Genomic DNA, 12971 nt, shown 5'->3' on the forward strand with positions numbered 1-12971 from the left:
GAGGATCTAGCGGATATTGAGCCACCGCAATTTCCGCGAACCGCAGCTTGATATGTTGGGAGCCGTAGCCGAGCAGCCTCGCGCAAAGGTGCTGAGGTTATGGCCCGGACTCCTAGGCACTCCGGGGCCGCCTGTTTCGGAAGAGCTAGAGCTACGTCAGCAGTTCCTCGATCCGGATCGGAAAGTTGCGGACGCGCACGCCGGTGGCGTGCCAGACCGCGTTGGCGACCGCGCCGGCGCTGCCGGTGATGCCGATCTCGCCGACACCCTTGATGCCGAGCGCATTCACGTGCGGATCGTGCTCCTCGACGGTGATGACGTCGAGCGGCGGCACGTCGGCGTTCACGGGGATGTGGTACTCGCCGAGATTGGCATTCATGATCCGCCCGCTGCGGCGGTCTGTGATCGCCGCCTCGTGCAGCGCGAAGGACATGCCCCAGATCATGCCGCCGAACAGCTGGCTCTGCACCATGCGCGGATTGATGATGCGGCCGGCGGCGAAGGCGCCGATCATGCGACTGACGCGGACCTGGCCGAGCTCGGGATCGACCTTCACCTCGGCGAACACCGCGCCGTGGGCGTGCATCGCATATTGCTCCATCGCCGCAGGGTTCGGCGCGCCGGTGCCGCGCGCCTCCACTTCGGCAACGCCCGCGCGCGCCAGAATCCCGGCATAGCTCTCGCTGCGGCTCTCATCGTCGCGGCGGATCAGCCTGCCGTCGCGCGCGATCACGCCGGCATTGCCGGCGCCGAACAGCGGCGAGCGCTCGTCGCTTGTGGCGAGATCGGCGAGCTTTCCGATCACGGCGGCACCGGCGCTGTGGATCGCAGCGCCTGCGGTTGCCGTGTGCGCCGAGCCGCCGGCGATGCCGGCATCGGGCAGGTCGGACGTGCCGGACCTGAAGTCGAGGCGGTCGATGTCGAGACCGACGGAATCGGCCGCGATCTGCGCCAGCGCCGTCCAGGCGCCCTGCCCCATGTCATGCGCGCCGATCTCCATCACGCCGGAGCCGTCGCGGCGGATCGCCGCGCGCGCCTCGGCCTGGAACATCAGCGCCGGGAAGGTCGCCGTACCCATGCCCCAGCCGACCAGAAGGCCGGCATCGTCGCGCATCTGCCGCGGCTGCAGCGGACGCTTGGCCCAGCCGAAGCGCGAGGCGCCCTGCTCGTAGCAGGCGCGCAGCGCCTTGGAGGAGAACGGCCGCCCCGTCATCGGCTCGACCTCGGCGTAGTTCTTCAGGCGGAAAGCGAGCGGATCCATGCCGCAGGCCCAGGCCATCTCGTCGATCGCGCTCTCGAGCGCGATCGAGCCGGTCGCCTCGCCCGGCGCGCGCATGAACAGCGGCGTGCCGGTGTTGACGCGCACGGCATCGTGCGAAGTGCGGATCGCGGGCGCCGCGTAGAGCGTGTGCGAGGCATCGGCGGCAGGCTCGTAGAAATCGTCGAAGGTGCTCGACACGGTTCGCGCATGATGATCGAGCGCAGTCAGGCGGCCCTCGCCATCGGCGCCGAGGCGCAGGCGTTGGCGCGTCGGCGCCCGGTGGCCGACCGGGCCATACATCTGCTCGCGGCGGAGCACCAGCTTGACTGGCCTGCCGACCAGCTTCGCCGCCATCACGCCGAGGATCTGCGGCCCGGTCAGGAAGCCCTTCGAGCCGAAGCCGCCGCCGAGGAACGGGCTGCGGATGTGAATCTTCTCCGGCGCGAGGCCAAACAGCTCGGCGACGCGGCCGCGAGCCATCACCATGGCCTGGCTCGGCGTGTCCAAGAAGAGCTTGTCACCCTCCCAGCGCGCCACGATCGCGTGCGGCTCCATGGCATTGTGATATTGCGGCGGCGTCTCGTAGATCGCGTCGATCTGCTTGTCGGCCGCGGCGAGGCCCGCCTCGACATCGCCGCGATGGCTTTCCGTGGGATTACCGACGCCGACGACCGGCGGCACGAAGCTCTCGCCGGCATCGAGGCCGACCAGCGCAGGCTGCACCTCGTAACGTGGGGCCAGCAGCGCGGCGCCTTCCGTCGCGGCCTCCAGCGTTTCAGCGATCACGACCGCAATCGCCTGATTGGCGTAGCGGACCTCATTGCTCTGCAACACCTCCATCCGGAATACGAACGGATTGGTCTTGAGGTCGGGGTCGATCGCGAGCGCTGGCTTGTGATCGGGCGTCATGACGTCGACGACGCCGGGACGGCGTTTTGCGGCAGCGACATCGAGCGAGACCACACGGCCCCGCGCAATGCTCGAGACGGCCATCACGGCAAACAGCATGCCGGGCGGATGATTGTCCGCAGCATAGCTCGCCTGCCCCGTCACCTTGAGGATGCCGTCGCGGCGGGTCAGCGGCTGGCCGATATTCGAGCCGTGCCTGAGATGTGCGGGCGCACTGGTCAAATTGAGCTCAGACATGGACGGCTCCGGAGGTCGAGGCGAAGGGAGAGGCCGGCAGCGCGGGGATACGCGCAGGCGTCCCGGCGGCGGCCAAGGTCAGCGCGCGCACGACGATGCGGCGCGCGAGCTCGATCTTGAAGGCGTTGTCGCCCGATGGCTTCGCGCCCTCGAGCGCACGCAGGGCTGCCTCCTGGAACGCGTCGGCGGTCGGCGCGACGCCCTTGAGGACGTCTTCCGCTGCACGGGCGCGCCAGGGCTTTGCGGCGACGCCGCCGAGCGCGAGCCGCGCCTGTGCGATTCTGCCGTTCTCGATCCGCAGCGCAGCCGCGGCCGAGACGACAGCAAAGGCATAGGAGGTGCGCTCGCGCACCTTGAGGTAACGCGCATGCGCGGCAAAGCCGCGTGCGGCAGGCGGCAGGCGCACCGCGACGATGAGATCGCCGGGCTCGAGCACCGACTCGCGCTCGGGCGCATCGCCGGGCAGGCGGTGCAGCTCGTCGAGCGCGACCTCGCGCCGGCCGCCCCTGCCCTCGATCTCGACGATGGCATCGAGCGCGACCAGCGGCACGCAGAAATCCGAGGGGTGTGTGGCGATGCAGCTCTCGCTCCAGCCGAGCACGGCATGGCTGCGGTTGTCGCCGTCGCGCGCGTCGCAGCCGGAGCCCGGCGCCCGCTTGTTGCAGCGGCTGGCAGTGTCGTAGAAATACGCGCAACGCGTCCGTTGCAACAAATTGCCGCCGACGGTGGCGGCATTGCGCAATTGAGCCGACGCTCCCGAGAGCAGCGCTTCGGCCACTGCGGGATAGGACCGCGCGAACTCCGCATCATGCGCGAGGTCGGCATTGCTCACCAGCGCGCCGATGCGCAAAGACCCGTCCGCGAGAGTCTCGATCTGATCGAGCCCATCGAGACGCGTGACGTCGACCAGCCGGTCCGGACGGCTGATGCCACCCTTCATCAGGTCGAGCAGGTTGGTGCCGGCTGCAAGAAACACCGCGCCGGGCTGGGCCGCCGCCGCAACCGCTTCAGTGACGGTGGCCGGCCTGACATAATCGAACGGTTTCATGCGGAACGCCTCTGATTGGTCTCGTCCATCTGTCCTTGCGCGTCCAGCACGGCATCGACGATGCCGACGTAAGCGCCGCAGCGGCACAGATTGCCGCTCATGCATTCGCGGACGCGCTCGGGATCGTTGCCGGCCTGGCCTTCTCTGATCATGCCGATCGCGCTCATGATCTGGCCCGGCGTGCAGAAGCCGCATTGAAAGCCGTCATGTGCGATGAAGGCGGCCTGCACGGGATGGAGCTGGTCGCCGCGCGCGAGGCCTTCGATGGTGAGGATGTCGGCCCCGTCATGGCTGATGGCGAGCGCGAGGCAGGAATTGATACGCTTGCCGTCGACCAGGATGGTGCAGGCGCCGCATTGGCCGCGGTCGCACCCCTTCTTGGTTCCGGTCAGATGAAGGCGCTCACGCAGGAGATCGAGCAGCGTGACGCGCGGATCGTCGAGGACGAAATCGCGCCGCGCACCGTTCACGGTGAGGCTGATGGAGTGGTTCATACAAGGCTCCGATCAGATTTGGACATGAGTCATCGCGCAGCGCGCCACCGCCGTGGCCGCTGTCGAATAGCGCCGTCCGAACACGATGCGTCCGACGCTTGATCGGAAGATACGGAGGCAGCCTCCGCTTAACAAGGGCGGCGCGGAAAAATCTGGAATTCGTCAAAAGCGCGTGCGTCACCAACGCGATGCAGCCCTGCGCGGGTCCGGCGAGGGTTCAATCTAACCAATTCGTGATCTACATTGCGCGCCATGGACGACCACACCGACCAGACCCGCAAACCCCGCGCCGATGCCGTGCGCAATCGCGAGCGCGTGCTCGAAGCGGCAAAGCTGGTGTTCAGCGCGGGCGGTTCGGAGGCGAGCCTGGAAGCGGTGGCCAAGCGCGCCGGGGTCGGCATCGGCACGCTGTATCGGCATTTCCCGACGCGCGAGGCCTTGTTCGAGGCGGTGTACCGCCGCGAGGTCGAGCAGCTCAGCGAGCTGGCCGAGCAATTGAAGAATGCCAAGGATCCGGTCGAGGCGCTGCGGCGCTGGCTGCGATCAGGGGTCGAGTTTGTTGCGACCAAGAAGGGGATGATGGCAGCGCTCGCGCTCGCGGTGCAGAGCGGGTCGGAGCTGCATGCTTTCTCCTTCGAGCGTCTGACCAAGGCGATCGGCTCGCTGCTGGACCGCGCCATCGCAGCCGGCGAGATGCGCGCCGACATCAGCCCGGAGGATCTGCTGCGCGCCTTCTTCGGCATGTGCTACGTTCACGACCAGCCCGGCTGGCAAGCGACGGCGCTGCGTCTGCTCGACGTATTCGTCGACGGCTTGCGCGTGCGGCCTCCCAGCAAGGCCAGGGCGCGCTCGTCGAAGACGACGAAGCCGGCGACGAAGCGAAAGCGCTAGGCTGGAGCTTGCCGATGGGAGCCGCTGACCCCGAGCGGACTTCGCTAAACATGGAACTGTTGTCACCTAATCCGATTCAAAGGATCATTTGATACATCGCTTCGACTTGCGACATGGCAGGTTCAGGCATGGCGCCAGTTCTCAATTTGCCCCGGCTCACCAATTCGCTCAGACAGGATCGTCTGGCGCTTCAACGTGCCCGCGAGGTCGTGGCGGAGGCGACCGAGGTGCTTCAACGCTGTCCAAAGCCGGATACGTTTCTAGGCCGTAAGACTCAAGAGCCGTTTCCGAATGAGGACGAAACAAAGTTGACCAGGGTGGCGCAGCGTTCAAGCCGCGAGCCGTTTCCAAGAACGTAAAGGCTTCATTAACACACCTGAATGCACTTCCGGGCCGTGGCAGGCATATCGGCCTCATCGGAAAACCGGATTAGACAATGCTGGCCAGACCAGATGCTAGAGCGAGCCGATGGACGCGAAAAGCTTGCTGATCTAACGCGCGACAACGTGGTGGCCCATAGCCTGCGCGAAGCCGCCCGGCAATGGCGAGCCATGGCCGTGCAGCAGGACTTGCTGGAGCGCGAACCGACCTGTCGCAGATCCGTAACCGCTCTGATTAGAGCAACTTCAAAGGATTGCTGCGCCGAGTTTGCTGAGATAACTTGCCTGTCATCACCGGCCAAGGCCGTGCCGTAGGCGTCGGTGGCTGAGAGACCAATCGTGCTCCCGCCTGCATCTATGCATGGGAGCGACAAATGGATCGCGCCATGGCGCTTCGCCATCTGGCGGAAGCCGAAGAGCACATTTCACTGGCCGACCGACACCTTTCCGAGCAGGAGGTTCGAATTGCGGACCTTGAGCTTTCGGGGCACGACACGAGCTTGGCTCGCGCTATCGGCGAAACATTTCGGCTGACACTGGCGCGGCACCTCGCGCACCGCGATCACATTTTGAGAGAGCTGATACCGTAGCTCTCGGCCCGTGCTTTCGAACATCCCTTCGATCAAACGCCAACTATGGCGCAGTATGATCTCGCCATCGGCACTAAACAGGGTTGCGCCATTTCAACGACGCAGAATCAGCTTCTGGCCGATCGGCGACTTGCACGACCTCTGATGTTTGTGCCGCCGTCAGATCAGCTGTCCTGACGCGCCGCTGGCGTTATAGGCCACCTCGCCCTTCCCAGTAGGTTGGCGTTCCATAATACCGGTGAGTTCGCGTTTCCCAGTCTCGATCTTCCCAGGAGTCATCGCTGAACTCAGGCGCATCCCTCAGCTGTTGCTCGGTGATATTGGTTCGAAAGCCGGCAAGCGACGTGTCATATGTCAGAGCGCCCCAGGGAATCGGGTAGTGGCTGTGACCCAAGCCCACAAATCCACCAAAGCTCATGACCGCATAAGCCACGCGGCCTGACACCTTGTCGATGATGAGGTGATCAATCTCGCCGATATTCGTCCCATCTGCTCCATAGACCTCGGTTCCCTCAATGTCCTCGCTTGAGATGCAGTGATGATCCGGATGTGCTGTTGCACGGGCCATGACTTTGCTCCTTGGTAAGGTGGTTTTGCCGGCTTAACTCGGCCATCGCGGAGCCGTTCCTGCCTTAGGAGAACATGTCGCAGCTGCCTACTGTTGCGCCGCTGTCCCGGATGAGTCGGCATCTGGAGCGTTCAAACCCAGCGCGTGATATCTGAGTACACGCCCTGGCGGCACAGATGTGCTAGGATCGCCTTCGCCGGGTATTCAACGCGGAGCCTGTCATGCGCATCGCAGCCTTGCTGGTCGCTCTCATCATTGTTGCCTGTCATCATTCAGCGTTTGCCGGCGATGTCGCGGCGGCCCAGAGCGTCATCCGCGCCCAGGAGCAGGCCTTCGTTCGCGACGATGCGACGGCCGCTTATTCCTATGCTGCACCGGCGATCAAGGAGATCTTTCCCGCACCCGACATCTTCATGTCCATGGTGCAGAACGGCTACGCGCCGGTCTATCGTCACAAGAGTTTCGAATTTGGCGAGAGCAAGAGCGATGGCGGCTGGATCGCCCAGCGCGTCCATATCATCGATGCCAATGGCGAGGCCTGGGAGGCGCTCTACACACTCGAGCAGCAGGGCGACGGCAGCTACAAGATCACCGGCTGCTCGCTGCTGAAGGCGGGACAGGCCGTTTAGGTGGCAAAGCCCGGGCCGGTCTTGACCGAGCCCGTCCGCGCGCGGATCAAGAGCAGCACGACGATGCCGATGTTCAGCGCATTCCAGGCGACGCCGTTGGCGAACGCTGCGGCATACGAGCCGGTGGCATCGAAGATGACGCCGGACACCCAGCCGCCGAAGGACATGCCGAACACGGACGCAAAGATCACGATGCCGACGCGGGTCGCGGCCTCGCTCGCCGGCATCGCCTCGCGCACGATGATGGCATAGCTCGGCACGATGCCGCCCTGGAACAGGCCGAACATCGCGGAGATCAGATAGAGCGAGGTCAGGCTGTCGAAGAACAGATAGAACACCAGCGCAAAGCCCTGCGCCAGCGATCCCACCAGCAGCGTGTAGATGCCGCCGATCTTGTCGGCGAGGTAGCCCGAGCCGATCCGGCTGATGATGCCGCAGCCCATCATCAGGGACAGCATCTCGGCGCCGCGCGCGACGCCATAACCGAGGTCGCCGCAATAGGCGACGATGTGCACCTGCGGCATCGCCATTGCCACGCAGCAGGAGATGCTGGCGATCGAGAGCAGCACCGTCAGCGTATTCGTCGACAGCCGGAGATCGACCCGCGGCGGCGGCGCGTTGGCATGGTCGTGGACGGTGTCGCGGCCCATCTGCGCGCGCAGGATCAGCACCAGCACCGTCATCAGGCCGGCGCAGACGATGCCTATGCCGATATGGGTGTAACGCCAGCCGATCTCCTGCGTGCCCCAGCTCACGATCGGCGGCCACATCGCGCCGGCGACGTAATTGCCGCTGGCGACGATGGTCACGGCAAGACCGCGATAGCGCTCGAACCAGTGCGAGGCTTCGGCCATCAGCGGCGCAAAGGTCGCGGACGTCCCGAGCCCGATGAAGAAATAAGCCGCCACGAACTGCCAGAGCTGGCCCGACAGCCCGGCGAGCACATTGGCAACGCCGAGGAAGGCGATGCTGATCGCCATCGCCGGCACGATGCCGAACCGGTCGGTGATCTTGCCGGCGATCACACCGCCAAGCCCGAAGCCGAACATCATGAGGGTGAAGGCCAGCGACACCGCGCCGCGCGTGGCTCCGAATTCGACCTGCACCACGGGAATCACGACCACGACCGCCCACATGCCGACGGCCCCGATCGAGCCGATCAGGAGGGCAATGACGAGCCGCACCCAGGCCTGACGGGAGTCAGGGGTGAAGGCGTCAGGTGTTTGCCCGGGATGATTTGGCGCGTGCACAGGCAGGACCATGTTCGCGGACCGCCGCATGGTCAACCATCTTGCCGCGATATTGGGCATGCGCGGTGCGCTGCGGTAATAAGCTCTTGGCGAATGCGTCTTTTGCCATTAGTTTGCAACAAGCGTGTGCAACATTGCCGCGCGAGGAGCCTATCGGCGGAATGTTGATGCGATTGACGCGATCGATGCGGATCAGGGTGGGGCGGATCATCGCCCTCGCCTATCTGTTCTGCGTGCTCGCGCCGGCCGCGAGCCTCGCCTGGGGCAGTGCTGCGCCCTGCCTTGGCGACGAGGCCTTGGCTGACCTCGTTCCGGCGCATCATCACATGGCTGCGAGCCATGGTATGGCTGCGAGCCATGGCGACGTTCCGCACGAGCATGCGGGCACCTCTTCCCAGACCGCGGCAAAGGACGCACCTGCTCCGAATCATCACGACGGCAAGGGAACAGTGGGCCCCTGCTGTGCGATGATGTGCGTCAGCGCGCTGCCGGCCGATCTGCCCAGCGTCGCCACGCCGCTCCGGCCGATGTCGACCTGTGCGCCCGAGATCGTGCCCAGCCTGCACAGCGCGGCGCCGCCCCAGCACTACCGCCCTCCCATCGCCTGATCTGACACGACGATTTCGGCTCGATGCGCACTTTTGCGCGCGCGAACCTGTGGTCATTCAGATCGGGAATTAAGACATGGCTGCGCTTTCCGGGGCGAAATCTGCCGCATCTGCGGTGGGTGATCGACACTCTCGTTTCATTTGGCTGCTGCTGGCCTTCGCCGCGCCGGCACTGTCCGGCTGCATGCCGGCAACGACGCACATGGCCAGCGCGGATCCGGCCGATCCGGCGGCGAAGATGGCCCCCGTAACCTATCGCTCGACCATCGCGCCCTATACCAGCCTGCGGCCAGCGACGCCGGCACCCTGGCGCGGCCGCAACGAGGCGGTGACGCCGCAGCCGAAGCAAGAGCGGTAGGAGCGCGCCATGTCACAGCATTTTGCGCGGGGCCTGCTCGTGCTCGCGGCGCTCGGACTTTCCGGCTGCGCCGCGTTCTCGCCCGACAGGGGCATGAGCGCGGTCTCGGATCTGACGAGCCAGGCCATCAACAAGGACGTCGCTTTCGTGCGCTCGGCCGAGGGCGCCGCCGCGGTCGATGCCCGCGTCCGCCAGCTGCTCTCGCGCACGCTCAGCGTTGACGCCGCCGTGCAGATCGCGCTGCTCAACAACAAGGGACTGCAGGCAGTCTACAACGAGCTGGCGCTGGCGGAGACCGAGCTGGTCGAGCAGAGCCTGCCGGCCAATCCGGTGTTCGCGGTCTCTCGCATCACGGGCAATGGCGCCAGCGAGATCGAGCGTCAGGTGGTCGGCGATATCCTCGCGCTCGCCACCCTGCCGTTCCGTTCCGAGATCGCCCGCGAACGCTTCCGCGGTGCGCAGCTGCGCGCCGCGCTGGCGACGCTGCGGCTCGCCTCGGACGTTCGCCGCGCCTATGTCCGTGCGGTTGCCGCCAACGAGATGGTGGGGCTGCTGACCGACGCAAAGGCGACGGCGGAATCGACCGCACAGCTCGCGCTCAAGCTCGGCGAGACCGGCTCGCTCAACAAGCTCGACCAAGCGCGCGAGCAGGTGTTCTATGCCGAGACCACCGCAGACCTCGCCACCGCGCGGCAGATGGCGGGAAGCGCGCGCGAAAGGCTGGCGCGCCTGATGGGGCTCTGGGACGACGGTCTCGACTTCCGCCTGCCCGATCAACTGCCGCCGCTGCCGCGCCGGCCGCTGGCGCTCCCCACGATCGAAGCCGACGCGGTGGCGCATCGGATCGACCTGCAGATCGCGCGGCTGGAGCTGGCCGCGCTGGCGAAGGCGCTGAACCTCACCGAGGCGACGCGCTTCGTGACGCTGCTCGATCTCGCCGGCATCTCCCGTCGCACCCAGGATCCGGAAGGGCCGCCGTTCCGCGAGCGCGGCTTCGACCTGCAGTTCCAGATTCCGATTTTCGACGGCGGCGAGGTGCGCGTGCGCCAAGCCGCCGAGACCTACAACCTCGCCTTCAACCGCCTGACCGAGCGGGCCGTCAATGTGCGGTCCGAGGCGCGCGACGCCTATCGCGTCTACCGCTCCACCTACGACATCGCCGGCCATTACCAGCGCGAGATCATCCCATTGCGAAAGATCATCACCGAGGAGATGCAGCTTCGTTTCTCCAGCATGCAGGTCGACATCTTCGCGCTGCTCACCGAAGCGCGGCAGCGCCTCGCGGCGCTGCGCGGCGCGATCGACGCCAGGCAGAGATTCTTCCTCGCCCAGGCCGATCTGCAGACCGCCGTCAACGGCGGCGGTCTGCCCACCGCCGTAGGCGACAATCCAACCAATGTCGCCGCGGCAGTTCCTGCCGAAGGCGGCGGCCACTAAAGACGGAGGTCAAGATGTTTTCCCGCCGAGGATTTTTAGGCACCGCCGCGCTTGTCGGCGCATCGGCCATTCAAGGCCGCGTCCAGGCCGCGTCTATCCCGGAAGCGCCCACCATGGACAAGGTGGTGATGCAGCCGCCGCTGCACCCCACAAGCGGCCCGGATTATCGCCCCGTGGTGACGCTGAACGGGTGGTCGCTGCCGTTCCGCATGAACGGCGACTGGAAGGAATTCCATCTCGTCGCCGAGCCGGTGGTGCGCGAGTTCGCGGAAGGAATGAAGGTGAATTTGTGGGGCTACAACGGGCAATCGCCGGGCCCGACCATCGAGGCCGTCGAGGGCGACAAGGTGCGCATCTTCGTCACCAACCGCTTACCCGAATACACCACGGTGCACTGGCACGGCATGATCATCCCGAGCGGCATGGACGGCGTCGGCGGATTGAACCAGCCGCACATCCAGCCCGGCAAGACCTTCGTCTACGAATTCGAGATGAAGAAGAGCGGAACCTTCATGTACCACCCGCATTCCGACGAGATGGTGCAGATGGCGATGGGCATGATGGGCATGTTCATCGTGCACCCGCGCGACCCGAACTTCCGCGCCGTCGACCGCGACTTCGTGTTCGTGATGAGCACTTATCGCGTCGACCCCGGCACCTACCTGCCGCACGTCAATGAGATGACGGACTTCAACATGTGGACCTGGAACGCGCGGGTCTTTCCTGGAATCGATCCGCTGCCGGTCAGGCTCGGCGACAAGGTGCGCGTGCGCATCGGCAATCTCAGCATGACCAACCATCCGATCCATTTGCATGGCCACAGCTTTGCGGTGACCTGCACCGATGGCGGCTGGATTCAAGAGAGCGCGCAGATCCCGGAGACGACCACCGACGTCCCGGTCGGCGCCATCAGGGTGTTCGACGTGCTCGCCGACAATCCCGGCGACTGGGCGTTCCATTGCCACAAGTCGCACCACACCATGAATTCGATGGGACACGACGTGCGCAACCTGATCGGCGTGTCGCGCAAGGACCTCGCCAAGGCCGTCGGCAAGCTCGCGCCCGACGGCATGGCCATGGGCTCGACCGGCATGGCGATGGGCAACATGGAGATGCCCGCGCCCGACAATACGCTGCCGATGATGACGGGCACCGGCCAGTTCGGGCCGATCGAGATGGGCGGCATGTTCACCGTGATGAAGATCCGCGAAGGCCTCGCGCGCGACGATTACCGCGATCCTGGTCCGTACAAGTTCCCGCCAGGCACCGTCGCCTACGAAGTCGCCGCACCCGCCCCGGAGCCGGCGCGGCAGAAATCCGGCAGTCCGCCGATGAAGCACAAGATGTGAGCGTTTCGATGAACCACCAACCGGAGACTACGATGAAGATCACGCTCAAGCTCGCCCTCGCGCTGGCTGCACTTTCGGCCGCGCCGGCCTTCGCTCACGACAAGCACGGGCACGGAAACTATTCGGCCGGCGAGCCCGGCGATCCCAGGAAGCCCGCGCGCACTATCGAAATCCTGATGAACGAGATGGACTACACGCCCGCGAAAATCGAGGTCAAGCGCGGCGAGCAGATCCGCTTCGTGCTGCGCAATGTCGGCAAGGAGGACCACGAATTCCTGCTGGCCACATCTAAGGAGAATCTCGCGCATGCGGAGCAGATGAAGAAGCATCCGCACATGGAGCACGACGAGCCCAATGCGGCGCGGCTTGCACCGAAGAAGACGACCGAGATCCTCTGGAAGTTCAGCAAGCGCGGCACCTTCGAATATTCGTGCCTCATTCCCGACCACCGCGAGTACGGCATGGTCGGCCAGGTCAACGTGAAGTAACGCGAGAGGAGATCCACATGAATCGCATCATCAATATCACTGCCGCGCTGGCGCTGAGCGTCGGCCTCGCGACCGCAACCCTCGCCGCAGAGGGCGCCGCGATCAGCGGCGAGGTCAAGAAGATCGACGAAGGCGCCGGCAAGATCACGCTCAAGCACGGCCCGGCCAAGAGCCTCGGCATGGAGGACCCCATGACCATGGTCTATCGGGTCAAGGATCCCGCCATGCTCAAGCAGGTGAAGGTCGGCGACAAGATCACCTTCGAGGCCGAGGAAGGGTCGTCGGGCTACACGGTGACCAAGATGCAGAAGGCGAAGTAGGGCAGCCTCGCCTGCCCGTCATTCCGGGGCGCGCCTCTTGGCGCGAGCCCGGAATCCATTTCACCACCATACCTGCGGCCCGATGGATTCCGGGCTCGATGCTCCGCATCGCCCCGGAATGACAACCCGCCCCCGAAACATCCCGGTCTGAGCT

The 12971-nt window shown here is 65.3% G+C and carries 15 protein-coding genes; 9 read left to right on the forward strand and 6 right to left on the reverse strand.

Annotated elements, in window-relative coordinates:
* Positions 1-151: 151 nt before the first annotated feature.
* The 3 genes from I6F28_RS18530 to I6F28_RS18540 are packed head-to-tail and all read right to left on the reverse strand — an operon-like array spanning position 152 to position 3949.
* The gene (locus tag I6F28_RS18530; protein WP_225140449.1) at positions 152-2407 is read right to left on the reverse strand and encodes a xanthine dehydrogenase family protein molybdopterin-binding subunit; all 2256 of its coding nucleotides are present in this window, start codon (positions 2405-2407) and stop codon (positions 152-154) included.
* A complete protein-coding gene (locus tag I6F28_RS18535) occupies positions 2400-3455 on the reverse strand; it encodes an FAD binding domain-containing protein (RefSeq protein WP_036011819.1) in 1056 nt (351 codons plus the stop codon). Before I6F28_RS18535 ends, I6F28_RS18530 begins: the two co-directional genes overlap by 8 nt.
* On the reverse strand, positions 3452-3949 hold the full coding sequence (locus I6F28_RS18540; RefSeq protein ID WP_036011822.1) for a (2Fe-2S)-binding protein: 498 nt from the start codon (positions 3947-3949) through the stop codon (positions 3452-3454). Before I6F28_RS18540 ends, I6F28_RS18535 begins: the two co-directional genes overlap by 4 nt.
* 252 nt (positions 3950-4201) lie before the next feature.
* On the opposite strand from I6F28_RS18540, the gene I6F28_RS18545 reads away from it, so the two are divergent.
* Both I6F28_RS18545 and I6F28_RS18550 read left to right on the forward strand, forming a co-directional pair.
* Positions 4202-4840, forward strand: coding sequence for a TetR/AcrR family transcriptional regulator (locus I6F28_RS18545; RefSeq protein ID WP_128262772.1), 639 nt, complete (start codon positions 4202-4204; stop codon positions 4838-4840).
* Between the two features lie 754 nt (positions 4841-5594).
* Positions 5595-5810, forward strand: coding sequence for a hypothetical protein (locus tag I6F28_RS18550; protein WP_036011828.1), 216 nt, complete (start codon positions 5595-5597; stop codon positions 5808-5810).
* Between the two features lie 190 nt (positions 5811-6000).
* Here I6F28_RS18550 and I6F28_RS18555 read toward each other — a convergent pair whose 3' ends face one another.
* Positions 6001-6378: a PRC-barrel domain-containing protein gene (locus I6F28_RS18555; RefSeq protein ID WP_051057095.1), complete on the reverse strand. Its 378-nt coding sequence runs from the start codon at positions 6376-6378 to the stop codon at positions 6001-6003.
* A 221-nt stretch (positions 6379-6599) separates the two neighbouring features.
* Between I6F28_RS18555 and I6F28_RS18560 the strand changes: the two genes are divergently transcribed.
* Entirely contained in the window at positions 6600-7007 is a 408-nt protein-coding gene (locus tag I6F28_RS18560) for a DUF4864 domain-containing protein (protein ID WP_225140450.1), read from the forward strand.
* On the opposite strand, the gene I6F28_RS18565 is transcribed toward I6F28_RS18560, so the two are convergent.
* Positions 7004-8269 carry an MFS transporter gene (locus I6F28_RS18565; protein ID WP_225140459.1) on the reverse strand — a complete coding sequence of 422 codons (1266 nt, stop codon included), beginning with the start codon at positions 8267-8269 and terminating at the stop codon, positions 7004-7006. The two genes, I6F28_RS18560 and I6F28_RS18565, sit on opposite strands and share 4 nt — an antisense overlap.
* On the reverse strand, positions 8223-8468 hold the full coding sequence (locus tag I6F28_RS18570; RefSeq protein ID WP_225140460.1) for a hypothetical protein: 246 nt from the start codon (positions 8466-8468) through the stop codon (positions 8223-8225). The genes I6F28_RS18565 and I6F28_RS18570 overlap by 47 nt, the downstream gene beginning before the upstream one ends.
* Between I6F28_RS18570 and I6F28_RS18575 the strand changes: the two genes are divergently transcribed.
* From I6F28_RS18575 to I6F28_RS18600, 6 genes are all read left to right on the forward strand, one after another.
* On the forward strand, positions 8443-8865 hold the full coding sequence (locus tag I6F28_RS18575) for a hypothetical protein (protein ID WP_249781961.1): 423 nt from the start codon (positions 8443-8445) through the stop codon (positions 8863-8865). The genes I6F28_RS18570 and I6F28_RS18575 overlap by 26 nt on opposite strands.
* A 76-nt stretch (positions 8866-8941) precedes the next feature.
* On the forward strand, positions 8942-9223 hold the full coding sequence (locus I6F28_RS18580; RefSeq protein WP_225128773.1) for a hypothetical protein: 282 nt from the start codon (positions 8942-8944) through the stop codon (positions 9221-9223).
* Positions 9224-9232: 9 nt separating this feature from the next.
* Complete coding sequence (locus tag I6F28_RS18585) at positions 9233-10660, forward strand: TolC family protein (protein WP_225140452.1); 1428 nt, start codon at positions 9233-9235, stop codon at positions 10658-10660.
* Positions 10661-10674: 14 nt separating this feature from the next.
* Positions 10675-12009 carry a multicopper oxidase family protein gene (locus tag I6F28_RS18590; RefSeq protein ID WP_225140453.1) on the forward strand — a complete coding sequence of 445 codons (1335 nt, stop codon included), beginning with the start codon at positions 10675-10677 and terminating at the stop codon, positions 12007-12009.
* A 32-nt stretch (positions 12010-12041) separates the two neighbouring features.
* Positions 12042-12497 carry a cupredoxin domain-containing protein gene (locus tag I6F28_RS18595; protein WP_192893338.1) on the forward strand — a complete coding sequence of 152 codons (456 nt, stop codon included), beginning with the start codon at positions 12042-12044 and terminating at the stop codon, positions 12495-12497.
* A gap of 17 nt (positions 12498-12514) precedes the next feature.
* Positions 12515-12817 (forward strand): copper-binding protein, encoded by a 303-nt coding sequence (locus tag I6F28_RS18600; protein WP_109145202.1) that lies wholly within the window; start codon positions 12515-12517, stop codon positions 12815-12817.
* Positions 12818-12971 lie beyond the last annotated feature (154 nt).

Source organism: Bradyrhizobium sp. NBAIM14 (genome assembly GCF_020193895.1).
GTDB lineage: Bacteria > Pseudomonadota > Alphaproteobacteria > Rhizobiales > Xanthobacteraceae > Bradyrhizobium > Bradyrhizobium yuanmingense.

Excerpts from the sequence above, each read along its gene's own strand:
- I6F28_RS18530 (WP_225140449.1), bottom strand. The coding sequence starts at position 2,407 with ATGTCTGAGCTCAATTTGACCAGTGCGCCCGCACATCTCAGGCACGGC.
- I6F28_RS18535 (WP_036011819.1), bottom strand. The coding sequence starts at position 3,455 with ATGAAACCGTTCGATTATGTCAGGCCGGCCACCGTCACTGAAGCGGTT.
- I6F28_RS18540 (WP_036011822.1), bottom strand. The coding sequence starts at position 3,949 with ATGAACCACTCCATCAGCCTCACCGTGAACGGTGCGCGGCGCGATTTC.
- I6F28_RS18545 (WP_128262772.1), top strand. The coding sequence starts at position 4,202 with ATGGACGACCACACCGACCAGACCCGCAAACCCCGCGCCGATGCCGTG.
- I6F28_RS18550 (WP_036011828.1), top strand. The coding sequence starts at position 5,595 with ATGGATCGCGCCATGGCGCTTCGCCATCTGGCGGAAGCCGAAGAGCAC.
- I6F28_RS18555 (WP_051057095.1), bottom strand. The coding sequence starts at position 6,378 with ATGGCCCGTGCAACAGCACATCCGGATCATCACTGCATCTCAAGCGAG.
- I6F28_RS18560 (WP_225140450.1), top strand. The coding sequence starts at position 6,600 with ATGCGCATCGCAGCCTTGCTGGTCGCTCTCATCATTGTTGCCTGTCAT.
- I6F28_RS18565 (WP_225140459.1), bottom strand. The coding sequence starts at position 8,269 with ATGGTCCTGCCTGTGCACGCGCCAAATCATCCCGGGCAAACACCTGAC.
- I6F28_RS18575 (WP_249781961.1), top strand. The coding sequence starts at position 8,443 with ATGCGGATCAGGGTGGGGCGGATCATCGCCCTCGCCTATCTGTTCTGC.
- I6F28_RS18570 (WP_225140460.1), bottom strand. The coding sequence starts at position 8,468 with ATGATCCGCCCCACCCTGATCCGCATCGATCGCGTCAATCGCATCAAC.
- I6F28_RS18580 (WP_225128773.1), top strand. The coding sequence starts at position 8,942 with ATGGCTGCGCTTTCCGGGGCGAAATCTGCCGCATCTGCGGTGGGTGAT.
- I6F28_RS18585 (WP_225140452.1), top strand. The coding sequence starts at position 9,233 with ATGTCACAGCATTTTGCGCGGGGCCTGCTCGTGCTCGCGGCGCTCGGA.
- I6F28_RS18590 (WP_225140453.1), top strand. The coding sequence starts at position 10,675 with ATGTTTTCCCGCCGAGGATTTTTAGGCACCGCCGCGCTTGTCGGCGCA.
- I6F28_RS18595 (WP_192893338.1), top strand. The coding sequence starts at position 12,042 with ATGAAGATCACGCTCAAGCTCGCCCTCGCGCTGGCTGCACTTTCGGCC.
- I6F28_RS18600 (WP_109145202.1), top strand. The coding sequence starts at position 12,515 with ATGAATCGCATCATCAATATCACTGCCGCGCTGGCGCTGAGCGTCGGC.